Source organism: Beijerinckia sp. 28-YEA-48, from assembly GCF_900104955.1.
Classification (GTDB): Bacteria; Pseudomonadota; Alphaproteobacteria; order Rhizobiales; family Beijerinckiaceae; genus Terripilifer.
In genome coordinates, this window is record NZ_FNSI01000001.1 from 2822106 (window position 1) to 2846849 (window position 24744).

Sequence of the window (24744 nt, forward strand, 5' to 3'; positions counted from 1 at the left end):
CTCTTTCATATGGAGCGAACTATGATTTTGGTGGAAACCGCCGGCAACTTCCAGCTTATGGACCCCATGACGGGGGCGGTCATTCGGCACGAAGGCTACACCTGCGTACCCAATTCGTCCTTCATCGGTCAGAGGATTGCCCTCAATCAGGCCCATGTTGTGGCAGAGGTCAACAACGACGCCACGGATGCGGACTGGCGCGACACTGTCGAACAGAGCAAGGGCGACATCGAGTTGGCCATCGCAGCGTTTGTGGCTGAATTCCCCGTTCAGGGTAAAACGGAGGAAGCTGCCAAACTGAAGGCTGAGGCTGATGAGGCTGCAGAGGCCGCCCGCCTCAAGGCCGAAGCTGATGAAGCTGCCCGCCTCAAGGCTGAGGCTGAGACGAAGGCTAAAGCCGAGGCGGAAGCCAAGGGTCGAGGCAAACTCAGCCTCCCGAAGGGTTGATTAGCGTGGATGTGTTGGTCGGTACCGCCGCATCCATCTCCTTCCTCTTGCAGAGCCCGACTGGGGCTCTGCCTGCCGATGTCGGCAGCGTCACATGGTCTCTGTATGGCGGCAATGGCGCGCGGATATCTGGTCCAACTGCCATCACCACGGCGGCGATGCAGTCGGAAGTAATCGTTCCGCTCGCGCCCAGTGACCATACGATTACTGCTCCTGCACGTTTCGAGCGCCGCACAGTCGTCCTCGACTGGCAGACCGATGGTGTTTCCCACACCTCCCGGCAGACTTACCGTGTCCTCCCCTTCCTGAATACCTCCGCCAACGCGGATGCTGTCCGCACCCTGCTGGCGTTGACGCCAGACGAGCTTCGGGATGAGGAGGTCGATATTGTCCGTGCTTATTTCCAGATTGAGAGTGAGGTTACTCAGGCCGTTCTGGACGTTGGCCTGTCCTCTGGCACTCTCATAGAGTTCTCGCTCAATCAGGCAATTGTCTGCGAAGCTGCTCTACCCTGCCTGAACACGATTGAGCTACGTGCCGCAGCTGTGAACACGGATGGTGTCCAGAAGTTTGAGCGTTACAAAAGTGGCATCGACTTCGATGCCCTGCGCGCTCGGGTCCAAGGTATGAAGTTAGAAGCCCTCGATAGTGCCGCTGGCATCGAGATCGACGACCCGACCCTGGTCGTCCTGACCCAACCAACGGATGTGATCACAGGTGCGTAGTACTTCGGCCCGCTTCCGCGAATGGCTGACTTCCGAAACCGGTCTCAAGTTTGAGGGGACGTTGATGCCCCTCGACGACGGGGCAGCCAATACCACAACCTTTCTGGAACCCCGGTTCGTCCTCCATACCAAGCCCAAGGAGCGAGTCTCGGTCGGGCAGACCTTCACCGACGCTCAAAAGCGGACCTTCCTCCTGGCTCAACATGACCAGCGGGCCGATCTCCGGCGCAGCTTCCGTTTATTCCAGATGACCGCAAAGGTAGCCTGGGGCCGCATGTCGGAAGTCACGGACCTCATCACAGGCTTAAAGAAGGGGGAGAAGGTTGATCCGCTTGGCAATATCTGGGTCAGCTTCGAACTCTATGGTCGAGAAGAGGTCGATCGTGTCCTCCACATTGGCATCGACCGGGTCCGGGTGGTTACCGGTGCGCCCGTCCAGCTGAACGACTACGTCGATGGCAAGCGTGTGTCCCGTCTAACCAAGGTCTTCGGGGTGTCCGTCCTGGAGATCACCTGATGGCTGTCAACATCAGGTTCAGTCTCCGTGTTGGCCGTCGAGGAGCGGGCAACACGAACCCTGCTGACAACGCGGCCATCAAGGCCATGCAACAGAGATTGTCCAGCTACCAGATCTCAGCCGACAAGCCCTCTGAGAACAAGAAGGTGCAGCAGGAACTGCAGAACTGGATGATGACGATCGCTGGGGGGATAGCAAGCCAGAAGGTGCGCAGTGCCATCATGGCCTCCAGGGATCAGATCGTTGCCGATCTGAACAACGACTTGGAGGAATACACCAGGAAGGCAATCCAGTTCTTCACCAGTCGCCAGTCCTCCCACGTCGCCAACCGAAATATGGCCGCTCGTGATCTGCATCTGAGCCTCGATGATGTCGCCCCCTCTGGCTTCACCTCCTCGCTCCTGGACAAACGCCGCAGCGTGGTGTCCTGGAAGCCGCTACAACCCAAGACGATCAAGAAGAAGAGTGGAGACACGACATTCTATGTCTTCTCCGGGGATCTGAAGAAGACCCTGAACTCCCGCCTACCGGGTATGTTCAAGGACATCCTCCATCCAGGCATCAAGCTATCGTTCGACAAGAACAATGTCCTGAACGTTTCACCGACTTTGGCCACCACTGGCAAGGTCAGCGGACGGGCTGCCTTCATCCAGGGCCAGGTTTTCGATGGCAAGGACATCAACAATGTCCTGATCCGAAACTACCTCAAGAACCGTGTCGAGGAGCTAGGGGCAGACGTCGCCTACAAGCTTGGTGTCGGCAAAGGACAGAAGGAGGAGCCCAAGCGCCCTTGGGTCGACGCCACCGTCTCCTATTGGGCTTTGCGACGCTACCCCCATGTAATGGTCACCAGCGTCCGCAAACGAGTCAGCGAGGCCCTCAAAAATGTATAAGACCTGTCGCCTCTCCCTGATCCGTGCGGTCATGGACGCAGTATCTGGTCTCCAGAACCCAACCGGGAACCCACTCGAGTACATCGATTGGGACGGACACACCGATTTTCAGAAACTACCCGCTTCGGACCTGATTGGCATCAGCGGCTTCGGCATGACTGAGAACGGTGGGCTCTACGATATCGTCTTTGGTATCTCGGTCTCGACGATCAATGACCCCAACATGTTCCGCACGACGGATTTCGTCGACGTTTTGCTCAAGCGGCTCAAGGGGGGAATGCAATTCGATCTTTTGGACGCCAACGCGGACAAGATCGGAGTAGCTACTATGGTGGAAGGCACCTCAGCAATGCCGGTAGTTCGGGCCGAGGTCAGGAATGTCTTTACGGTGTCGGGGACAGCGGTGACTGGTGACCTTCCTGATTGATAAACTCGGCCAGCTTCACCAGCCGTCGCATATCCTCATCCCCAGCCGTCAGACCCAACTCGATCAAGAAGAGTGCTTCAGCTGAGCTGGTGCGCAGGTTCTGCTGAGCCCGTGCCCGGATAATCTCCCGGAGCTGAACGGGCACCCTGATCGACATAAACACGGTCTCTTCCGTCACCATCATCTCCTGTAACACGGCATAACACGCCACTCGTTGTAGGTGGGAATCCACGATTCCATTTGCAAGCCAGCGAATTCTTTGCCCTTTCCTTCGGAGTGGCTACATGGCTGGTACAGCAAAAACCGAACAGTTTATGTTTTCTGTCGCGACCCTAATGGTGGGTCCGCAGACTGATCTTCTGAAGCTCAACGTCAATGACAACTCTCTCGGCCTCGTCAAGAACGTGTCCTGCGAGTCCAGCCCGCAGCTGGTCGAGCTGACCCAGGGCATCCAGAACGACGTGGCTTTCTCCGCCGCCAACGATATGCAGATCAAATGCTCGGCCGAAGTCTACGAGTTCACCGCGCGCAACATCGCCTATGGTCTTTCGCTGGACGCCAGCTCCCCGACCTCGTTCGCCACCCAGCCGGCGCCGCTTCCGCTGCAGGCCCCCGTGGCCGCTGCAGCGACGACCTTCATCCTAACCGGTGATCAGACGACCACTTTCCAGGCGGGAAAATGGGGCTACCTGCAGGAAGGCACCGACGATTACTTGCATATCTTCAAGGTGCTCTCGTCTGCGTACTCGACGAACACCACGGTCACGATTACCGGCTATGCTGTCCCCACGGGGATGTCGTTTTCGACGGCCAATGGCCGCGCGGGCATCTTCAACAAGATCGACGCAAACCCTGATGCTGCCAACGCCCCGCTTGCGTGCCGCATCACCGGTACCATGATCGCCAACAAGCGCCCCGTTCAGATCATCTTCCCCAAGATCAAGATCACGAAGGGCTTCTCGATGAAGTTCGCGAACGACAACTTCCACAACTTGCCGTTCGAATTCACGCCTTATGTCCCGCTCCCGACCGATCCGGGCTACAACGCGGACTTTGTCAAGCGTATGTCGGTCCTCTGGCCGTAATACGCTCTACGCGCCCCGGCAGCCACCTCCCTGCCGGGGCGTTTTTTATTGTCTATATTCTGTCCTTCAGACTCAAAAGAAAAGTACGATATCCCCGGGCCAGAGCCGCTTCGGTACACATGACCATTTTTGATCCCGGATCAAAGGAAGCACATCATACGCCGTAAGGTAGTCATTGAAGGCAGTAGGGGTCGCCGTCACATTGTAGACAAAGGCCTTTGTCTTCTTGTACGGAATTACCACGTTTAAAGGTAACGAGTTAGCTATACACTCTTCAGCCGTCTGCCCTGTGTGTTTTAGATCGTGAAACGTGTCAGCTTTAACAGCCTTTGTAGAGACGTTCGGTAGTCGGTCAACAACGGCTCTGGGTAGTTCGACGTACTGGTCATACTTCGTTTCAGGACTCAAACAGCGAAAGCACCTTTGCTGATGCAGCTCCCCAGTATCTGGCGCAATGTGATAGCAGGCTAGAACAACGATACCCTCCTGACGCTCCCGAATAACTCGGTAAGGTGCGGTTTTCGGGTTCTGATTACGGTACCGTCGATACAATCCGCCCCTCCTAAGGGATTGGCCCCAAGCAGCGTCATTCGGCGTGCGCGGTCACGCTCCAAGTCCTATCCTTCTTACTCTGGCTAACATACACGGTAACGCCAGCGGATGCGGCCGACCCGTTCGCATAGCCAAGAGCAAAAAAGCGATCCAAGGCCCTCTGAACAATGCCCGTATCCGCTCGACTAGAAAGCGCACGCACCATCACTCGGCCAACGTCCACCACAACCCCGCGCTGATACGGGCTCAATAACGCCCGTTCAGAGATACCGGTGATCATTGTGGACGTAACATCCACTTGCTGATGATTGACAATGGCTGTCAGAGTTACCTTACCGGTGTTGAATCTGCAGAAAGCTGCGTGGTCGGACTTACAGGTTGTTGGCACGAAGCGGGCGGGCGAACCAATGCTCAAAGCAGCCCTGTTTAGGTCACCACCGAAGTCTCGAGGCACAGGTGGTCCAGCTTGAGCTACGGTCGTGCTCAGCACCACCCCCAGACCCAAAGTCCAGGCTACAATTCCTTTTCTCACTTATTACCCCCACTCGTTCAGCCCAATCCGAGGATATAGGACCGAGATTCACCGGGTCAATCCACCTCGACGCTGAACTTTCTCCCTCACCTATATGTTGGTACCTCTCACTATCCCCAAATCCTCCGAGAAGTCATACCCGGAGGTATTTGTGGCTGAACCCAGAATTCATCTGAAGAAAGAGGGGGACGGAGAGGTCGAAGTCTTTATGAGCTTCGGTCTCCAGGACCAGTGCGCGCAGCTGATTGGTAGCGCCGAAAATATCGCCCGCGTCACCGAAATCCAGGGGCTCGTCATGGCTCTGGTGACCTGCGCGCTGGTACCTCGCACGACATTCGGACGCCCCACCGTTGACGTCGAAAGTTTCGACCCCCCTGGCATTTCTCCTGAAGAGATCGAGCGGCTTCTCGACTGGGTGTTGGAGCACACCCTCGATTTTTTCGTACGACAGCTCAACTCCAGATCGAAGCTGGCGTTGAGCAAAAAAGAGACTTTGAAGGAAATCAACTCCTCATTGATTTCTATCGCGGACGAAGTTTCGAAGACCTGATCGTGCTGACCTTGAAGGTTCAGCCTTCAAGTCTCGCCACAGTCTATTGGTCCCACACATTGAAAGACCTGCAACGACTGACCGATCTGCACATCCAGACCGAGTTAGCGAGGGTGTTCTCGGTAACAGAGAGCCTTCAAATCGTTGCAGGTCAAATATTCGGAACGAAGGACGGAGGTAGAAGCAGCACTTCTGGTGGCGGAAACGTCAATATCGTCACTGGGCCCGAGAACTTTGACGCGTCGAGGTATGCATAGTGGCTGATAACGATCTCAACGTTGGTGTTGATCTCGACCTGGGAAACCTCAACCGCGAGACCGGCGATGCCGCTGCCCAGCTGAACAAGATGGTCGCCGCCATTGCGGGAATGGCGGCAGGCCTCACAGCCTCGACGCAGGAAGCCAAAGGGCTCGCAGAGAATTTCAAGAACCTGGAGATGGTGGTCAAGCGGACGTCCGAGCAGACTCGGGCGCTCCGAAACCAACTCAACGACCTCAAGTCCACCCAGAAGGCGGAAGGGATTGCGAGGAAGTCCATCCTCGACAGTGCCTCACCTACCGGGGGCACGCTTCGCGACGCAGGTCTTGTCAATTTTAATTTCAAAGCCATTGAGACGGCTCTCAACAGCTCTGGGGAACAGATCGCGGCCCGTCTCAAGGAGACGATGCTCAAGATCGGCAAGCGTCTGGAGGATACTACTGACCAGATGCTGAAGGCGCGGCTCAACGAAACTTCGTTCCGCACAGCCCAGAAAATCGCCAAGTTCACGAGCCCCGAAGCCATTCAGGCGGCCACCATTGCGTCGGAAGCCCGCCAGATCCAATCCATCAACCGGTACGCTAAGTATGGCTCTGGCGCGGATTATCTGGCCGCCTCTGAAGCCGAGAAGGCAGCGCGAGCCTCGAACAAGTCCACCTTCGGCCAGCGCCTTGGCGCGCGCTTCGAGACCTTTTCCGACTATGCGGCCATCGGCACAGGTTTCTATGCCATTAAGCAGGCCGTGCTCGGGGTTGCTGATCTTGACGACGCGATGAAACGCTTTCAGGCGATCACGGAAACGTCGAACGCCGAAATGGGCAAATTCCAACAGGGCCTCCTACAGCTCGCCTCGACCAGTAAGTACTCTGTCTCCGAGCTGACGGAAGTCGCTACCACCCTCGGTCAGACCGGGCTGTCCGCCTCCGGTGTGGTGAAGGCGCTCCCCGCTGTGACCGCTCTGGCCACCGCCGCCGGTGCGCCGTTGAAGGAGGCCGTAGACGCCGTCGCCTCGGCTCTCGGCGCTTATAATCTTGATGCCAGCCGAGCAGTCGACATTGCCAACGTGATGACGGCGGCGTTGAACAAAACGAAGCTGACGATGCAGCAGCTTCAGCTTGGTTTCTCTTACTCAGCCAACGTTGCCAAGGAAGCCGGCGTTTCGTTCACCGAACTCTCTGCCATTCTCGGTGGCCTTGCTCAAGCTGGTATCCGGAGCGGTTCTACCCTCGGCACCGGTACTCGTCAGCTGATCCAGGACCTGCTGTCGCCTAGTGAGAAGCTGAAGAACGTCATGGACCAGTTGGGCGTCACCCTGTCCGACATCGACATCAAGACGCACGGCCTGGTCGGCGTACTCGATAACCTACGTGCAAAGGGCTTCGGCTCGGCCGAAGCGCTCCGCTCCCTCGACCTTCGCGCCGCCTCGGCCTTTACGGCCCTCGCCGGCCAATCGGAGACCGTCAAACAGCTGCAGCAAAGTCTTTTGCTTACGGATGCGGCCAGCACTGGTGCAGCCAAGGCGTCGGAGTCGCTATACGCGGCCTTCACCCGACTAGGCAACACCACCATTGCCATCCTATCGCAGGCGTTCGGACCACTAGTCGAACTTCTGAAGAAGGTGGTTGACGGCCTCTCGGGTATGCTCGGGGTTGTCAATCAGCTGGGCTTCGTTCTCCCTGTCATGGGAACGGCCCTGGCTGGTATCGTTGCCTCGGGAGCGATTTCTGGGGTTGTCGCGGGCTTCGCCTCAATCTCTGCCCTGCTCTCCCGCCTCCCCACCTTAGCTTTGGGGGCAGTCGCTGCGCTGCGAGCCGTGCAGGTTGCCATGCTGGCCAACCCTCTCTTCGCAGTAGGCGCGATTGCGTCGACAGCCGCTCTCGCTGCGATTTCGATCTTCAGCTCCAACATCAATAACACCCAAGCCAACCTTGACAAGCTTAAGGGGACGCTGAACGAGCTGCAGGAGAAACAGCAGACAATCGAGACAAACATTTCCGGCGCCGGTCGAATGATCGATGACCTGTCGGCTCGTCGTGAAAAGCTGAACAACGATCCCCTGCTCCGTCGTACGGCGATCATCGAAGCACAGCAGGCGTTCAAGGAACTTGGCCTTTCGGTTTCATCCAGTTCGGACAACATTGACGTATTAATCGAAGCCCTACGCAAGCTGCGCGGGGAACTAGCGAAGGAACTCCCTCAAACGTTGCGCCGTCGTGTTGTGGACCAGAAGAAAGAAATTTCTCTGATGACACAGCAGTCGGATGAATCCGACGCAGAGTACCGCAGCACCAACCGGGCTCGTCGAAACCGCTTGTTTGCGTCGGCCGGGATCGGGGACCAAACCCAGAAGGTCTTTGACTTCCTCGACAAGCCGACGAGCCAGATCGACACATCAGACGTACGTGGCCAAACCGCACCGCTGGTGGGTTTGATCAATGATCTCCGCAAAAGCTTCGAGGGTAGAGGCGATGATAAGACGTCCAGTATTTTAAAGATGCTGGACCAGCTTTATGCCGACCTCGAAGCGAAGACCAAGCGTCTCCAGAACCTCCAGGGCAAAGGCATCGACCTGCAGAGCACGGAGAGAAGCGCAGAGGTCAAAACTATCCAAAGCAGCGAACTGTTTCAGCGTCTCTCTGCGAACCGCGAAGATCAGTATAAGGACCTCCGCGCTGGGTACAGCAGCGTTATGGGGAACCAGAGCTACACGATCTCCGAGCGGGCAAAGCGTCTTGCCGACTTGTCCAATAACACCCAAGCTCAGTCGCGCGCTTTGATGGACGACGCGGAGGCCCTCGCGGAGGAGTTCGCACGTCAGGGGTTCTCGCCGGAGGCTATTCGCCAAGCCCTGGAAGGCCTGAGAGATAGCATCATTTCTGTTGGCAAGGGTGTAATCGATCAGACGAACAGTGCTGCTGAAGCCGCGAACAAGATGAAGGAAGCGGAACTTAAGCAAACGAGCAGCCGTCTCAAGGCAGAAATCGCTACCGCTTCGAGTAGGGCTCAGAAGAGCCGCAGTCAGTCCGAAATCGATTCCCTTCAGGCTTACGTCACGGGGCGTGAAAAGCAACTTGCGGAAGTGGACGAACAGCTCCTCCGCAGAGGCGCCAAGGATCAGATTAACGGAATTCTCAACTCCGACGAGCAGCTACGACTAGAAGAACTTCGTCGCGAAAATGATGCGAAAGCGGCCAAGACGGCTCAGGATTTTGCCGAGTTTCGTCGTCGTACCACGGAACGTGACCTTCAGGATGCGAAGAGACTCGTCACGTCTAGGAAGGATGGGTTGGAAAGTCAGATCTCTGCTATCGAACGAGAGCTGAAAGATCCCGCTACTACGCGACAGAAGGCTCAGGAACTTCTTGAGACGCTCAACAAACTGTTCGACCAGCTGAAGGGCGTCCTGCACCAGGGGATAGATATTGATGCCGCCATCCAAGCAAATAAGGGGGAGCGGAACAACGTCATCATCGACCCCTCCAAGGTCAGTCCAGGCACCGTGCAGGCACAGGTTCTTGATGCTCTGAAGGCAATTGGTGCCTCCGACCGAGCTGGTACGGCGTTTTCGTTTGCACAGCACGAAAGCCAATGGCGTCCGAACGTTAGTAATGAACGTGGCTCGGGAGCGACGGGTCTCTTCCAGTTTATGCCCAAGACCTGGATGGGTCTCGGTGGCGGCAACATGTACGACGTCGACCAGCAGGTCACGCGGTTCGTTCAGTACATCAAAGTCATTGAAGGTTCGCTTCGGAAGGCGTTCCCGGATCGCGAAATCAGCGACGAGGATCGCTACCTCGGATGGCAGCAGGGTCCTAAAGGGGCAGTTGACCTCCTCAGTAACCCGAACGCGCTGGCCAAATCCGTGGTTGGCCGCGATGCGGTTTCGATGAATCTACCAGACCGGCTTGTTGGTCAGACCGACACGATGACGGCGCAGGAGTTCGTCAAGGTTCTCACGGAAGGCTTCCGTGCTTCACAGGCGAAGGCTGCGAACTTTGGCAACTCTACCAAGCAGATGGCAGACCAGGAAACGGCGAACCAGAAAGCCGCCCGAACGCGGGAGCTGGAGACACAACAACAGAAAGATATCCAGGACGAGGCCCACCGCAGATTCAGGGCGCAGGCAATTCTCGACGCGAAGGATTCTCGGGTTAACCGTCTGGACATCCAGAGCAAGGAATCTGCGCTTAAGAACACCATCGACCCAGCAGAAGCCCGGCGTCTGCTGATCGAAATTGTCACAGGTCTCGCTTCAATGATGAAGCGTGAGCTGGCTCAGCTTGAGAATGACCCAGCCTTTAAGGACCTTTCGCAGGACGAGAAGGAACACCGTCGTCAGCAAATTCAGGACAAGTATGCCCAGGAGTTGGATCGAAAAGGTCAGGGCTATGCTTCAACGGTGGGGGATAAGGAACTCACCAAGGCCAAGCAAGAGATGGATCGCCTTAATCAGCTGAAGGAGTTGTACGAGCGCGACAGCTCAAAGGCGATCCCGGGATTCGGCTCAATTAGTGATCTGGAGAAGGCCATTGACCTCACCAAGCGCCAGCTGGAAATTCTAGATCCTATCAAAGAGAAGACCGCTGAGATTGAGGCGATAAACGAGCAAATCCGCCTTGCGAAGGAGCTTGGTCTTGGAGATGAGCAGACACTCAACGAATTGCTTGCCCGTCGCAACGAACTGGAGAGGGAACGTGGCCGTCTCCAAAAGAAGGGTGATGTAGACGCTCAGGTCCGTAGTTCAGAGGGTTCCCTCTCAGGAGCCTTCAAAGCTGGTACCGACTCCTATTTTAAATCCTCGGGCATGCTCAAGGCCAACGGTGACTTCAAAACGTTCACCGAGCAAATGGCGGGGTACTGGGACCAGGCCTTGAAGGGCATGGACAATTCCATGAGCCAACTGTTCACGGATCTCGCCTCTGGCACCAAGACGGCAGGGGACGCATTCCGCGCCTTCGGTCAAAACATCCTCCAGACCATGATCAAGATCGTGTCCGATGCGGCTACCAAACAGCTCCTCAAGATGTTTACCGACATGTTCTCGAGTGGTTCGGGCAGCATCTTTGGATCAATAGGATCTGCCTTCGGCTTCAACCAGGGCGGTATGGTGCCCGCTATGCGCCGTGCCGCGCTTGGTACCTACAACACCAACCGTGACTCTGTCCCCGTCCTCGCCCGGCCGGGTGAGTATATCCTGCGCAACTCGGCCGTCGACGCGATCGGTCGTGGCAACCTCGATATGCTCAATACTCTTGGCAACCGGCGTATCAGCCAGGCCCCAATTGCTGCCCCCTCGTTGGGAAAAACGACCAAGGACGAAGTCAACGTCTGGGTTGTGGCACAGGATCAGGTTCCGCCTCCGGGTCCGAAGGACATCGTCGCAGCTGTCGTTCAGAACGCTGAAGCGGGTGGTCAGATCAAGCAACTCATCAAGAAGGTGACAATGGGTGGCTAAGCTTTTTGACTTTCCCTATCACAAGATCTCGGATCGGTACCCGGAGTCGAGTAAGATCGTCCAATATGGCCGTGGCTACTCCTTCGCTTCAGCCCCCATCGGCCCCGATCAAATGATCTTCAAGCTTCGTTTTGATGCCATGTTTCACTGGCTGACGCTCTACGAGCAGATCGATCGCTACACGAAGCCCCAACTCAACATCGTCCTATTGCAGGAGTTCTATGAAGAGGTGCGCATGTTCACACCCTTCAACTACAAGCACTGGCGCCGAGGTTTGGTAACTGTCCGTTTCAACAAGCCACTGCCAGAAATGATGCCCATGACCGAGAAGATCATCGTGGATCAGGTGACTGGCTCTCGTGGACATCAGGTTGAAGGTTTCGATGTAGAACTTATATTGCAACCACTATGACGATACCTGCTTCACACGTCGAAGAATCCGTCAAACTTACCGCCGACGCTCCCGTCGATCTCTTTGAGATCAGCCTTGTTGGCACCCCAACCCCGGTTGCGCTTTACCTCACGAATGGCCCCACTGTGACGTGGCAGGGCAAAGATTACGAGGGCAACGCGCTCAAGTTGTCCAGCATCGCCCAGAACGCGAGTGGTGAGAAGCCTCGCCCTTCCCTCACACTGGCGAATCCGTACGGCATCTACAATCCCTATGTCTTTGCGGGTCACTTCGACGGAGCATCGGTTACCCGTCACAAGGTTCTGCGGCAGCACATTCTCGCTAACAGCAACCTGACGGACACATCGTTCTGGTACATCGGCCGTATCCCGCAACTGATCGCCAACCAGGCACTGGTCTGTGAGCTGAGGCTCTATACGGACGGACCTGAGTTCAAAATTCCGGCTCGCATGTTTATCCCGCCCGAATTCCCATTTGTGAAGATCCAATAATGATTCAATATCAACATCTTCTGGGGCGCACATTCAAACTCGGCTCCACCGACTGCTACGGACTGGTGCGCGAGTTCTACAAGGACAACTTCGGCATCCAGCTACGCAACTATGCGCGCCCGATGGACTTCTGGGACCACAACCTCAACCTGTATGTCGAGAACTTCACCAACGAGGGCTTCCGTCCTCTGTCTCCTGCTCAAGAACACCCCGCGCAGTGGAAGCCCGGTGATGCTGTCCTAATGGCCATTCGGTCCCCTATCGCGAACCACGCAGCCGTTATCCTGCCAAGCGGGAACATCTTGCATCACATGCTCGGCAAACTGTCCGTCGAGGAACCTTTCCGCCCCGCGTATCGGAACGCGATGGTTGCCATCCTCCGCCACAAGGACGTGGTCCTCGAGGAAGAACACCACACAATGGACGTCATGGAGCTGCTACCCGATGGTATTCGAGAAAAAATCGCTCGAGACTTTCCTCGCGGGGTCATTGGGACCCAAAGAGCGGATCGGTCTCGTACTGAGTGATGGTACTATCATCGAGCTGGAGAACGTGTGCGAGAAGCCAGAGGCTGGTTTCGAGATTGATGGTATGGACCTCCTTCAGTACGAAGATCGCACCTTTGCCTCATGGCATACCCACCCTGGCTCGGACAACAACCTCTCCGTAGGGGACATGCATACCTTCTTGAATTACCCCGACTGGCGGCACTATATCGTCGGCACAGACGGCACTGCCGAGTATTTTGTAGAAGAGGGTAAGCTGCTTCAGTGCGAATGACGGTCCACTTCCATGGATCATTGAGAAAACTGCAAGCAGACCCGATCGAGGTAGAAGCCGAAACACCGGCCGAAGCCATCAAGATAGTCACCAGCCAACTCCCTGCTTTCGCACCCAACGCGGTCAAGGGCCGCCAATGCGTTCAAGTCGCAGGGTGTCACAAAATCGAGGAGCTGTTCTCCACCAACCCGCGCGAAGAGATTCATCTCATGCCGGCCTTCATCGGCGGCAAGAGCGGTGGTTGGTTGCAGATCATCATCGGTGCCGTGCTGCTGGTTGCGGCGGCAGCGGCGAGCTTCATGGGTATGCCGGTCATCGGTTCGCTGCTCCTGAAGATGGGCCTCCTCATGTTGTTGGGCGGCGTTCTGCAACTCATTGCGGCTCCGAAACGAGATGACAAAAACTCCGAGGAGGTCAAAGGCCACTACCTCGGCTCCCCCAAAAACACGGTCGATATCGGTCGGCGTATTCCCATCCTGTACGGGAAGACGCAGATCGGCGGCCACTACCTTTCCTTCAACATCTCCGCCGCCGAGGTCTGATTTGCAGCCCACCATCGACAACGTCCGCTCCATTGTTGAGAAATCAGGGAGCATCCGCCAGGCCGAACGAGACCTTCGATCTTTGGGGGTGCAGACATCCGAGAGAAGCCTGCGCCGACTGCTGGCCAAGGTGGGAGACGACGGGTACGACGTCGAACCGCTCCCACCCAGTATTGATGTGGAAGAGCTGATCGCAGCACGTTCAGCCCGGTTTGACACCAAGAAGAAACACACCGAAGCGGCCAAGGTCCGTACGGTCTACCTGCGCAATAACCAGACCATCGGCGTTGGATTTCAGGGTGATGGCCACCTTGATGACGACGGCACCGATCTTCGCGAATTCTTTCAGCATGCGGCGCTGTTCGATGGTTCCAGAAAGGGCCTGTATCTCGGTTTCATGGGCGACCTGTTCAACAATTGGGTCGGCCGCTTGACCGCTCTATTCGACAAGCAGGCAATCACCGGCGCTGAAACACAGGCCCTGATCAAACACTATGCGGAGAACCATCGCTTTCTGTTCTACGTGCTCGGCAATCACGACATGTGGAACGGCAAAGAAGACATTCTCCAGTACACGTTCCGGGCTACGTGCAACATCGTCACGGCGCACGAGCAGCGCGTGAAGCTGGTCTTCCCGAATGGACGAGAGGTCCTCATCCATGCGCGCCACAAGTTTCCTGGCAACAGCATGTATGCGACCCAGTTCGGCCAGATGAAATATGCAACCCTGGACGGCCAGGCTGACATCTACGTCGGTGGTGACAAGCACGTCTCCGGCTATTCGAACGGCGTTCACGCCGGAACTCACAAGATGTGGTCAGCGCTGCAGGTCGCTTCGTACAAGAAGTACGACGAGTACCCGGTCGAACTCGGGCTGCCTGCCAAGGACCTCTACAATTGTCCGGTGGCGATCATCGATCCCAAAGCTTCCGACATCAACCTCATCCGTTGGGAATTCGACCCCTTTGAAGGAGCTGAACGACTCAAGTGGGAACAATCGCGTTAAGAGGTAACAAATCCCTCGGTGGCGGTTCTGATACTCAGACCAACACCCCCGATACCCTTAAGAGCGACGATAGCGTCGAAATCGTTCTTGCACTCTCTGAGGGTCCCTGCGTCGGTTTCGCAAACGGTGCGCGCTCCTTCTTCGTCGGCGGTACCCCCCTTGTAGACACCGACAATAAGCCGAACATCGGCAACTTCGACCTTCGTCTCTATACCGGTGATAGCCCCGCAACGCCCATCGTCCCAAAACTCGGCGGCTTTGGCGCTTCCACGAACGTCGGTGTCGAACTCGAGACACACATTCCGGTCACGCGTTCAGGCACATATTCGAACATTGACTTCCTTGAACTCCGTATCGTCTACAACCGGCTGCTGGCTACCAACAAGAACGGCACGTTCGCCGCATCCGGCGCGTTCATTGTCGAAATCAAGCCGCACTCCTCGTCGGTCTGGCAGTCAGCTTACACCACGACCTCGCCGCCGCCTTATCAGCAGCTCGGAACCGACGTGTTCCAATGGATGGCGTATGCGGCCAACAACCAGAAGAACAACAGCGTCAATCCGGCGTTCCGTAAAATCTACCTCCAATCCGTTATGCCTGGTGTCCCGGAAATCCCACAGGCAGTCTGGCTCAACAGTTCGGAGAACTACCGCCCCTACGGTTGGAACCTCGTCACCTGGGCAGCCTACGGCGGCGCCACCCACAATGTCACACCGGGCTACAGCTATTGGGAATGGAACGACGGCGGTATTGTGCGCCGTGTCTATCACGGCTTCGTGGACGGAGCCGCTCCAGCCCCCCTGACACAGTATGATTTCTGGGTGGCTCCGACAGGCACCATGGGTCGCTCGACCGAAGTGGCCTACACTTGGAACGGTTCCGCCTGGGTTGATTATATGGATTGGGCTCAGCCCCCGATCACCACACCCGGTATCGTCGAAATCTACGGGAAGACGTCCGTTCCTTATGTGAAGGAGCTGCGGTTCGCAGTCCCTCGCATCAGTGAGCCGTTCGACGTCCGTGTCACCAAGCTGTCGCTGCCGAATACCACTGAATATTTCTGCGACATTCTGTTTGAAAGCTTCCAGGAGCTGACGGCCAATCCGGTGGTCTACGACGACCTGATGCTGGCGCATCTAACCATCAAGGCCTCGAACCAGTTTTCCAGCGTCCCCGAGTTCCTCTCGGAATGTAAGGGGCGCATCATCCGCGTCCCGAACAACTACAACCCGGACGCGCGCACCTATACCGGGATCTGGGATGGGACCTTCAAGTTCGCCTACTCGAACAATCTGGCTTGGTGCGCTTACGACCTGGTGACCAATGCCCGATATGGCGTCGCCTCCTATCGTCAGGTGATAGCCGACAAGTTCGCTTTCTATGCCTTCGGTCAGCACTGCGACGCCCATGGCTTCACCTACAACGACTGGATTACCGAACCTCGCAACCTCAATGAGATGATCGATTACGTCTGCGGTATCGGAGGCGGAAAGTATATCGATCGTGGCGACGGCTACGCGACCGTCATCTTCGACTACAAAGATCAACCAGCTGAGCATCTGTTCACGCCTGAGAACGTCGGTGAAGGGATTTTTACCTACGCCTTCACGGACATCACGTCGCGTAAGAACGACATCACCGTTTCGTTTAAGAACGAGCTGTACGGCTGGATCGAGGACCGTCGCCGTATCTACGACCAGACGCACATCGACACTTACGGACGCAATCCGGAGGAGTTCGTCGCAGTCGGCTGTACCGACGAAACGGAAGCGGTCAAGCGAGCCCGTCTCCGACTGGCAACCTCGCTGACGGAAAAGACAATCGTCACTTTCAAGACGAACCGTCAGGGGCTTTACGTCAACCTCTATGGCATCATTCTAGTAGCCGATCCAGATTCCGGCTTCGGTCTGTCAGGCCGTATCAACTCCGTCGTGAATAGCACTACTCTGGCGCTGCGCGACCCGTTGTATTTCGAAGCTGGCTTTACCTACAAGGTGAAGTTCTCGGTCCCGGACGGCGGCAAGTTCCGGATCATTGAACACAACCTCATCACCAGCACTGGCTCGACCAAGCAGCTGAAGCTCGCAACCCCGCTGGCTTACACCCTGCCGGAATACTGTACCTTCTCAATCGAGTCTTCGTCGGGTATCGGCGCACCGAAGGCATGGCGGGTTACCGACATTGAGGAGGTGGACGGCGATCCCGACAACGTGTCGATCTCAGCCCTCGAGGTCAACCGCAACAAGTGGGATTACGTCGACGGGATTTACGACCCTATCGAGCCGATTGGAACGGGCAACGTCAACACGCAGCTCCTGCCTCCGACTGACGTCCGGATCACGCCGCGTACGACGGACGGCAAACATTACATCGACATCACGTGGACGCCGTCAGGCAGTCCGCTGACCCGCCAGACGCGGCTTTATCAGCAGATCAACGGTGGTGACTTAGACCTTCTGACTGAGACCCGTCAGAACCAGTACACGATCGTTGCGCCCGTGCCGGCCAAATATCAGTTCGCACTCGTCACCGTGGGTCTTGACGGCAACGAGAGCCCGCCGGTCAGGTTCGAGCACATCGTTGCTGGTGATGAGAGCGTCCGACTGGTTACTGCCCCGACGAACTTGCGCATCCAGAACTCCCTGTCCGCCGGTGTGTTCACGGGCCGCGATCCGGTCTTCCTTTGGGACGCCTCGGTTAATGACCCCTACGTCGTTCGCTACCGCATTCAGGTTCAAGACCCTGCCGACTCTTCGGTCAAGCGTCAGGAGTTCGTCACCGATACGACCTGGACCTATTCCTATGGTTTGAACGAAATCGACTGGGGAACACCTAAGCGCAACTTCAATGTCGAGGTCCGTGCGGTCGACGCAGCTGGGTTCGTTTCGCCGCGCAACCTCCTCCTGTGCTCCAACCCCCTCCCGGTGGCTCCGCTTGCGGCTGACGTCTCGGTCACCCAAGGGATGTTCATGGCCTACGTGTCGGCGCAGCGTCCTGCGTCTTCCGACATCGCTGGTATGGCCGTCTATGCCTCAACCACCAATGGCTTTACACCCAGTCCGACAACCCTGATCTATAAAGGTCCAGATATCACGGTCCGCAGGGAAATCGCAGAAGGCCAGACGCTCTACTTCCGTGTCGCCTTCTACGACACGTTCGATGGGACGCTGTCACCTTTCTCGGACCAGAAGTCGGTCGTCGGTTCGGGGCTGGTTCCGAACTCGGTCAGTTATACCAAACTCTCGACGGATCTTCAGACTGAGATCAGCACCATCGCTCCGACTGCGGTTCGCGTCGCGGCTCTGGAAGAGGAGACCTACGGCACCTGGAACGTTAGAATCCAGACCCAGGTGACGACGAACGCTGGACCGAAGAACATCATCTCCGGGTTCGGTCTCGCGCAAGCTACCCACGACGGTGTTGTTGAGTCGGATTTCATTGTCCAAGCTGATCGCTTCTCGATCATCCCGAGTTATAACAGCACAAATCCCGTCAAGCTGTCTCCCGTCTTCGTCGCCTCGACCGTTGCAGGCAACATGTCGGTGGGCATCAATGGCGACCTGTTCCTCGACGGCAGCATCTCGGCCAATGCGCTGAAGATCAACAGCCAGATGGCGAACCTCGTCGTAAACGGCGACTTCGAGGCGGATCTGCTCAATTGGTCGGCCCAGTTCCCGGCCCGAACCACGATCTCAGTGGACAGCGCAAGCGGCTCGAAAGCGGTCCGTCTCGACCGCACTGCAGCGACGACCGGCATCAACGGTATGCGCATCGATTACACCCAGCTGATCCCGGTCGCAGCGGGCGTGCCCCTTGAAGTGTCGGCTATGGTCAAGGGCGACACTGCGAGCATTGGTGGCTGTTATCTCGCGGTTCTTTGGTACGACGGAAGCCTCACGCTTCTGAACGAGAGCCAGCCGGTCAGCAATCAGCCGTTCACTACGACCTATGCGTTGAAGTCCGGTCAGACTACCCCTCCGGCGAGTGCAAAATTTGCTAAGGTCCGCGTCTATCATTGGGAACAATCCACCACCCGATACATGTACGCCGACAATGTCGCGCTTAGGGGCACGGCTCAGGGCACTTCGATCCAAGGCGGCGCGATCTCGGCGTACCATCTGAGCGTCACGTCTCTCTCCTCGATCACTGGCAACGTCGGCATCCTGACAGCAGGTATCATCCAGGGCGCTGATCCGAATGCGCTCTACATGGACCTGAACGCCAGCTATCTGCGGGCGCGGAACGGCGACTTCCAAGGTACGCTGCGCGCGACCAAGATGGTGGCAGGTAGCCGCTTGGAACTCGGCGCCGGTGCCAACATCGAGAGTGGCGTTCTTCCGTTTGACACGGGCACCTATCGCCGTGGTGGAGAGTTTTATTTCAGCTCAGGGTCAAGCCTCAATCCAAACTTCACGCTCAAACGGGATCGGCTTGTCTCGGATGCGCTTGGCGAACGGATGCACACGCCGATTATGCCTTGGAATCATGCCCTGCAGTATCCGGCAGTGCTCGACGGCGGCGCTGGTATTCCGTCACTTTTCATTATGCCAGACGGTGGCTTTGCTCAGACCGGAGGCATTAGCGCCTGGCCGAGCGGCGCCGGTAACATGGGTGAGGTTCACCAGATTTATTGGGACCCAGGCCTTCGTTGGAATCGTCAGGGCAACTTCTGGGCCCTCGGTCGTCCATTCTATATCCAAGTTCCGGCGGGGGTCACCGCCATGGAAGCGTGGCTCTGGGGCGGCGGCGGCGGCACATGCTGGTCCGGAAATGACGCCGGTGCTGGTGGGCACGTCAGGGGGTATTTCTCTGTCACCGAAGGCCAGCGCTTCCACCTAACTGTTGGGTTCGGAGGATCAGCAGGGGACTGTCGGGAATCCGACTTCACTCCCTCGCCGCTGCGTTTCGATGTTCTCAAAACTCTCGAAGGTTGGGCCGAGGCTGGTCGAGGCGAGCCTGGAAATCTCTACCACGCCACAGGTGGTGGACGAACCTGCCTGGGTCGCATCATCGACGACGCTGGTAACTTTGAAGAGATCCTGGTCGCCGGCGGCGGCGGCGCTGGTCACGCGGGCCAGAACGGCACGCCCGGCGGCCCGTATTCCCCCGGTTGGACTGGAGGCATGCCAAATTCCGTTGGTCAGAACACTTTTGGCCAAGGCGCAGGCGCTGGCGGCGGCGGCGGTGGTAGCTCAGTTTATGGCGGCGGTGGCACCAACGGTAAGGGTGGTTCGAACTACGTCCACCCAAGCTGCTGGAACACGAGCAGCCAATCTGGCTCCGGCCCGAACCCACCCGAGACGGCGTCTGGCTACTACAACCACCACTGCAACGGTCGGATGGGTTTCGACAACGTCAACCGTAAGAAACAGCCTGGTTATGGCTTCGCAGGTGGTCGGCGCCCGAATGGTCCGACTGTTCTAGGTGAAGACGCTCTCAATGCCGGCGCTCCCGGCTTCGCGTGGATTGGCTTCTGGTAAACTGAAAGGACCCCCTCATGGATAAGCCCACTTTCGAAGCTCCTGCTATTATCCCAACTGGTACGACTGACCTGTGTGTCTCATGGTCTCTCGGTAGCGAGAAGGGTAGCTTCCTCATTCCAGCTGACGTTGACTTTCTGGGTATGTCCGACGCTGCCAAAGTTGAGTACTGGTTCAAAGCTACAGGGCGTAAAGCGACTACTAAAACCCTAAAGGACTAGTCGCCAACTACTGAGCCATGGCACGCAAGGTCGGCATCATGGCGTACGGGACGCCGGAGGACCGCCTCCGGCTTGAGTCCCTGGCCCGTATCAAAGGGCAATCCAGCAGCGAATGGCTGATCGAACAAATCCGTGCAGCTTATAAGGAGCTGTACGGAGACGTGCCTCCCGTTCCCAGACCTGAACCGGAGACACGCTCTTGACGATGAGTTTTCAGGGCGCAGCCCTTCCCCTTTCCAATGACACGGTCGAGAAGACCGCCAAGGCTCTCGGTATCGAGGTCGCAGCGCTTCGTGCCTTCATGGAAGTCGAGGCGCCAAAGGGGCCGTTCGACGCCAAAGGGCGTCCGACGATGCTCTTCGAACCTCATAAGTTCTACAAGCATCTGCCCACTTCAGATAAGCGTGCGCGAGCTGTAGCAGAGGGTCTCGCTTATCCGAGACAGGGTACCAAGCCATACCCTTCAGAGAGTTACACGCGCCTCCTGCAGGCGATTGAAATCGATCTCGAAGCTGCTCTTCAGTCCTGCTCCTGGGGATCGACCCAGATTATGGGCGAGAACTACGAAGAGCTGGGTTACGTGTCCGCGAAGGCCATGGTCATCGCGGCGATGGATAGTGCAGATCTCCAGCTGGTCCAGACCGCGAAGCTCATGCGAGCAAAACCCGGTCTCGTCAATGCCATCAAAAAGCATGACTGGGCCACATGCGCCCGCCTATGGAATGGAGCGGGTTATGCCAAGAACAAATACGACGTCAAACTCGCCAAGGCTTATCAGAAGTGGCTCAAGAAGGCTCCCGCCCGCCCGGTTGCTGTAGTCACCGACCTGTCGAAGGAGGAGATCGAGGCCGTCCAGGCCCAGCTTAAGAAGCGCGGATACCACCTGGTCGGCAAGGTCGATGGCAAGTGGGGCTCCAACACCATTGGGGCTATCTCTGCTTTTCAGACCGAGAACGGTCTTCCGCTCACCTGTAAGCTCGACCCCGCCACGCGTGAGGAGCTGTTTGGCTCGAACGCTCCGCGCCCGATTGGTGAAGCTCGATCCAAAGCGGGGTTCGCTGACGTTCAGGGCCTTGGCATTGCCAAGATCGCGGGCGGCATCGGTCTCGGCGGCAGTGGTCTCTCGGCCGCAAGCGAGTATCTGGATAAGGCCAACGAAGTGAAGGACAAGGTCGTCTCGGCTTGGGACATCCTCGAGCCGATCCGTGGCATCGTCGCGGCTCATCCGCTCCTGCTCGTCACCGTCGCAGGGCTCGCCGTGGCGTCCGTCGCCGGTGTCTTCATCTACGCGCAGATCCGCAACTATCGCTCGGGGGCGCTCGCGTGATCATCCCGACATGGGCGAAGATTGCTGGTGCTTTCCTCGTCGTCGGCGGAATCTATTCCGCCGGCTGGCTGGGCGCGACGGAGCACTATGAAGTGCAGAGCCTGCGAAACAAGAACGCGGCCCTCACCAAACAGCTCAAGGACACCAACGAGATCAACGAGGCCGCCAGCAAAGAGCGCGAGAAGGCTCAGGCTGCGATGCGCCAACTTCAGGGGAAGATCGATGCGTTTAAAGCCACGCCTGGCCGCAACGACGCTATGTCTGCTGATACTGCTCGGCGGCTGCGCAACATCGCCAAAGATGCAAGTCGCGGCTACACCAAAGGAAGACGCGGAGCTTCGTAGGCCAGTTCAAGCCCCGGTCCCGAAGAAAGGCAAGTCAGCGAGCAACTACGCCGCTGATACTCTCGGCGCTTTGGGAGAAGCCAACGCAAAGATTCAGCAGTGGACGAAATTCTACGATGACGTGCGTGAGAGGAACGACGACAAATGACGCTCCTCGACCGCGTAGTTTACGGTATCAGCTCTCACTTTATGGAGCGTAGGGCGGAATGGGCTATGTCGGCTGCCCTGCTCTCCACCGACTTTATAGCGCTCGGCATCCTGCGTCTGCTCGCGCTGGTGATCAACGGCACCTTCGCTGACACCTGGTATGGTCGCTGGACGCACCACGTTCGAGGCTTCCTGGCTCTTTACAGCCTTTATGTTTGGACGACGATCGACTCGAGGCTCCTCCTTCCGATCATCATCATAGAGTTCTCCAACCTGGCGCTGGCTTTTGGCGATTCAGGCGCCGCCGATCGGAGGTTCAAAAATGCAGCTGCCGAACATTGACCCGGCCGCTGTAGAGAAACTTGCCCCTGGCTCGTCGATCTTCTTCTCAGCAGGTGTAGTCATCGCCGGCATCGTGCTGGGTTTCGTGGCCTATTTCCAGAAGATGTTCGGCTCTCGCGCCGAATCCAACACCGACAGGCTCGAGAAGGGCATTGATCGCCTTTGTGATCTTCTGGAAAAGAAGATCGAAGTGGACGAGGAGACGGCAGCTACGCTGCGGGCGATGTTGGGGCAGATGAAGGACGAGGCCGCATATCAGCACGGACTAGCTGCGGGGAAACGGCTTACCTGAATTCGAGGTAGGGCCGACAACTCTGCATTATTCTTGGAAGGTCTGCCTGAATTTCCTTAACGAGGGCAGCTAGCGCCTCACGCCTGGCAACGAGCTTTTGGTCGGTATTTAGTATTTGGGCATCAATATTTGCTTTCTTCTCGTCCCGCTCGGCCCTTGAAGCGGCGGTTTCAATTCCCCCTCCTATTTTAAAGTTTTGCTCTAACTCTAAGGCCGTCAATCTCATCCTGTAGCTATTTAAATCCTTCTCGTAGCTCATAATCATCTGACCATCGCTAACCACTTTTGATGCTCTCTCCGCGTTAATTTCCCATAGCTCCTTCAGATGTGGGAACAGAAACGAACCCATCGTCACTCCATCCGAGAACGGTTTAAATTTATCGGTCCAATTGGGATCGTCTTTGATTAGACTTTCAATCTGATAGAGGAAATCAACAACTGTATGATAGACATTGAAGCGGTCTTCGAACAGGTCGTGTCGAAACTTCTCGGTATTAATTTCGACCTGCCGTTGGGCTATATCTCGCTGAGCCTTCGAGAAAGTGTACGTTATTTTCGCCGCCACTGACGCAGCGGTGACTGTGGCCACAGGACCCGCGAAGTCTTTGAAAAGATCGCGCCACCCAACGCTCCAAATTACATGCCCAAAGTCAGCAGCGGCCTGCGCAAATGGTCCTACCGTCCCCAACCCCATCGTCAGCCCCTAAAATTCCCGCCGAACTTTCCTCGCCGGCTTATCGTCTCGCAACCCCACGAAACTTGAATGTCTCAACACGCCGCCCTTCTCCCAGCTCATGAAGGTCACTTCAGCAACGAGCTTCGGCTCGACGCGACGTATACCTTTCTTGCCCCTGCTGGGAAACAGTGGCGTCTCCTCGATTTCCAATGGCTTCAGCTTCTTCAGGATCGCAACCAGGTCCTTGTCCGTGAAGCCTGTCCCCACCCGGCCGGCATCCTTCAGCTCTTTACCGTCGTAATAGCCAAGCAGCAGAGCGCCAAACCCAGGACGCGAACCTTCTGGCTCAGTCCACCCGGTGATGACGAACTCCTGGCGCTTAAGGCACTTCGCCTTGACCCATACCCCACGGTTGCCCGGCATGTATTGAGCATCGATACGCTTCGAGACCATACCTTCGAGGTGCATGCCACAGACTGCCTGGAAGAAGAACCCAGCTCGTTCTGTAGAATGATCGTGGTACTGGAAGCCACTCTTCCTCGGCACCAGCGGTTTGAGCAGCGCTTTCCGTTCACCGAGGGAGAACTTCATCAGATCTCGGCTGTCGAGATGCAACAAGTCGAAGGCATAGAACATAAGCGGTAGCTTCTTCTCGTGCGCCTGTTGCGTCAGAGCGAAGCTCGGGAGCCCGTCCTTGTTCAGGGCAGCCATCTCACCGTCGATGTATGCTGACTTAACCTTGAGCCTCGATGCTGCTTTCGCAAGGGACGGATACCGGTCTGTCCAGTCGAGGCCACTGCGGGTTAGAAGGCGAACCCGCCCGTCTTCGATCAGAACGGCGATACGATAGCCATCAATCTTGATCTCGTGGACCCAACCCTCACCTTCGGGAGGGTGTTCAACAAGCTTCACCAGCTGTGGTTCGACCCATTTGATCATTCGAAAAGGTCCGGTTTTCCCCTTATCCGTAGGGTACGCCCCCGATTGTCTTTCGAGAAACGGGAATGGTCCTCGACCAAATCGATCGTGTCTGGCCGCTTCTTGCACTCAACATCGGAGCAGATCAGGCGCTCGACAACACCAGAGATCCGCGTGTTCCACCCGTACCGAGCGGCGAACGCACGAAGTGGGAGAGAAGCCGACCGGCCGCACTCGCAGTGGACCCATATCCAATAGGCGCTCAGATCAATCAACGTCTGCTCGCTCACCCGCTCCGGAAACTCGACCTCTCGATGGTCCCGGT

20 protein-coding genes are annotated in these 24744 nt (G+C 56.9%); 18 read left to right on the forward strand and 2 right to left on the reverse strand.

What is annotated here, in order from left to right:
- Window positions 1-21 precede the first annotated feature (21 nt).
- The 18 genes from BLW50_RS13375 (at window position 22) to BLW50_RS13485 (ending at window position 22825) form a co-directional block, all read left to right on the forward strand.
- Complete coding sequence (locus BLW50_RS13375) at window positions 22-447, forward strand: hypothetical protein (protein WP_139267606.1); 426 nt, start codon at window positions 22-24, stop codon at window positions 445-447.
- Between the two features lie 5 nt (window positions 448-452).
- Window positions 453-1172: a hypothetical protein gene (locus tag BLW50_RS13380; RefSeq protein ID WP_139267607.1), complete on the forward strand. Its 720-nt coding sequence runs from the start codon at window positions 453-455 to the stop codon at window positions 1170-1172.
- Window positions 1173-1236: 64 nt separating this feature from the next.
- Window positions 1237-1689 carry a hypothetical protein gene (locus tag BLW50_RS13385; protein ID WP_090703094.1) on the forward strand — a complete coding sequence of 151 codons (453 nt, stop codon included), beginning with the start codon at window positions 1237-1239 and terminating at the stop codon, window positions 1687-1689.
- A complete protein-coding gene (locus BLW50_RS13390; protein ID WP_090703097.1) occupies window positions 1689-2582 on the forward strand; it encodes a hypothetical protein in 894 nt (297 codons plus the stop codon). The genes BLW50_RS13385 and BLW50_RS13390 overlap by 1 nt, the downstream gene beginning before the upstream one ends.
- Entirely contained in the window at window positions 2575-3009 is a 435-nt protein-coding gene (locus tag BLW50_RS13395; protein ID WP_090703100.1) for a hypothetical protein, read from the forward strand. Before BLW50_RS13390 ends, BLW50_RS13395 begins: the two co-directional genes overlap by 8 nt.
- A gap of 284 nt (window positions 3010-3293) precedes the next feature.
- Complete coding sequence (locus BLW50_RS13400; RefSeq protein WP_139267608.1) at window positions 3294-4094, forward strand: hypothetical protein; 801 nt, start codon at window positions 3294-3296, stop codon at window positions 4092-4094.
- Window positions 4095-5329: 1235 nt separating this feature from the next.
- Entirely contained in the window at window positions 5330-5728 is a 399-nt protein-coding gene (locus BLW50_RS13410) for a hypothetical protein (protein WP_139267609.1), read from the forward strand.
- Window positions 5729-5984: 256 nt separating this feature from the next.
- Window positions 5985-11441: a phage tail tape measure protein gene (locus BLW50_RS13420; protein WP_090703115.1), complete on the forward strand. Its 5457-nt coding sequence runs from the start codon at window positions 5985-5987 to the stop codon at window positions 11439-11441.
- Complete coding sequence (locus BLW50_RS13425) at window positions 11434-11853, forward strand: hypothetical protein (RefSeq protein ID WP_090703119.1); 420 nt, start codon at window positions 11434-11436, stop codon at window positions 11851-11853. The genes BLW50_RS13420 and BLW50_RS13425 overlap by 8 nt, the downstream gene beginning before the upstream one ends.
- Window positions 11850-12344 carry a phage minor tail protein L gene (locus BLW50_RS13430; protein ID WP_090703122.1) on the forward strand — a complete coding sequence of 165 codons (495 nt, stop codon included), beginning with the start codon at window positions 11850-11852 and terminating at the stop codon, window positions 12342-12344. The genes BLW50_RS13425 and BLW50_RS13430 overlap by 4 nt, the downstream gene beginning before the upstream one ends.
- Window positions 12344-12871: an NlpC/P60 family protein gene (locus BLW50_RS13435; RefSeq protein WP_090703125.1), complete on the forward strand. Its 528-nt coding sequence runs from the start codon at window positions 12344-12346 to the stop codon at window positions 12869-12871. The genes BLW50_RS13430 and BLW50_RS13435 overlap by 1 nt, the downstream gene beginning before the upstream one ends.
- A gap of 249 nt (window positions 12872-13120) precedes the next feature.
- Window positions 13121-13666: a tail assembly protein gene (locus BLW50_RS13445; protein ID WP_090703133.1), complete on the forward strand. Its 546-nt coding sequence runs from the start codon at window positions 13121-13123 to the stop codon at window positions 13664-13666.
- 1 nt (window position 13667) lies between these two features.
- Window positions 13668-14672: a metallophosphoesterase family protein gene (locus BLW50_RS13450; protein WP_139267610.1), complete on the forward strand. Its 1005-nt coding sequence runs from the start codon at window positions 13668-13670 to the stop codon at window positions 14670-14672.
- Complete coding sequence (locus tag BLW50_RS13455; protein WP_090703139.1) at window positions 14654-20152, forward strand: phage tail tip fiber protein; 5499 nt, start codon at window positions 14654-14656, stop codon at window positions 20150-20152. Before BLW50_RS13450 ends, BLW50_RS13455 begins: the two co-directional genes overlap by 19 nt.
- Window positions 20153-20578: 426 nt before the next feature.
- Window positions 20579-21700 (forward strand): N-acetylmuramidase domain-containing protein, encoded by a 1122-nt coding sequence (locus tag BLW50_RS13470; RefSeq protein ID WP_090703147.1) that lies wholly within the window; start codon window positions 20579-20581, stop codon window positions 21698-21700.
- Window positions 21697-22044 (forward strand): hypothetical protein, encoded by a 348-nt coding sequence (locus BLW50_RS13475; RefSeq protein ID WP_090703150.1) that lies wholly within the window; start codon window positions 21697-21699, stop codon window positions 22042-22044. The genes BLW50_RS13470 and BLW50_RS13475 overlap by 4 nt, the downstream gene beginning before the upstream one ends.
- A 213-nt stretch (window positions 22045-22257) precedes the next feature.
- Entirely contained in the window at window positions 22258-22533 is a 276-nt protein-coding gene (locus BLW50_RS13480; protein WP_139267612.1) for a hypothetical protein, read from the forward strand.
- A complete protein-coding gene (locus BLW50_RS13485; protein WP_090703157.1) occupies window positions 22514-22825 on the forward strand; it encodes a hypothetical protein in 312 nt (103 codons plus the stop codon). Before BLW50_RS13480 ends, BLW50_RS13485 begins: the two co-directional genes overlap by 20 nt.
- On the opposite strand, the gene BLW50_RS13490 is transcribed toward BLW50_RS13485, so the two are convergent.
- Together BLW50_RS13490 and ligD are read right to left on the reverse strand one after the other, a co-directional pair.
- Window positions 22818-23519: a hypothetical protein gene (locus BLW50_RS13490; RefSeq protein ID WP_090703160.1), complete on the reverse strand. Its 702-nt coding sequence runs from the start codon at window positions 23517-23519 to the stop codon at window positions 22818-22820. The genes BLW50_RS13485 and BLW50_RS13490 overlap by 8 nt on opposite strands.
- A 9-nt stretch (window positions 23520-23528) precedes the next feature.
- Window positions 23529-24440, reverse strand: coding sequence for a non-homologous end-joining DNA ligase (gene ligD / locus BLW50_RS13495; RefSeq protein ID WP_090703163.1), 912 nt, complete (start codon window positions 24438-24440; stop codon window positions 23529-23531).
- Window positions 24441-24744: the final 304 nt, after the last annotated feature.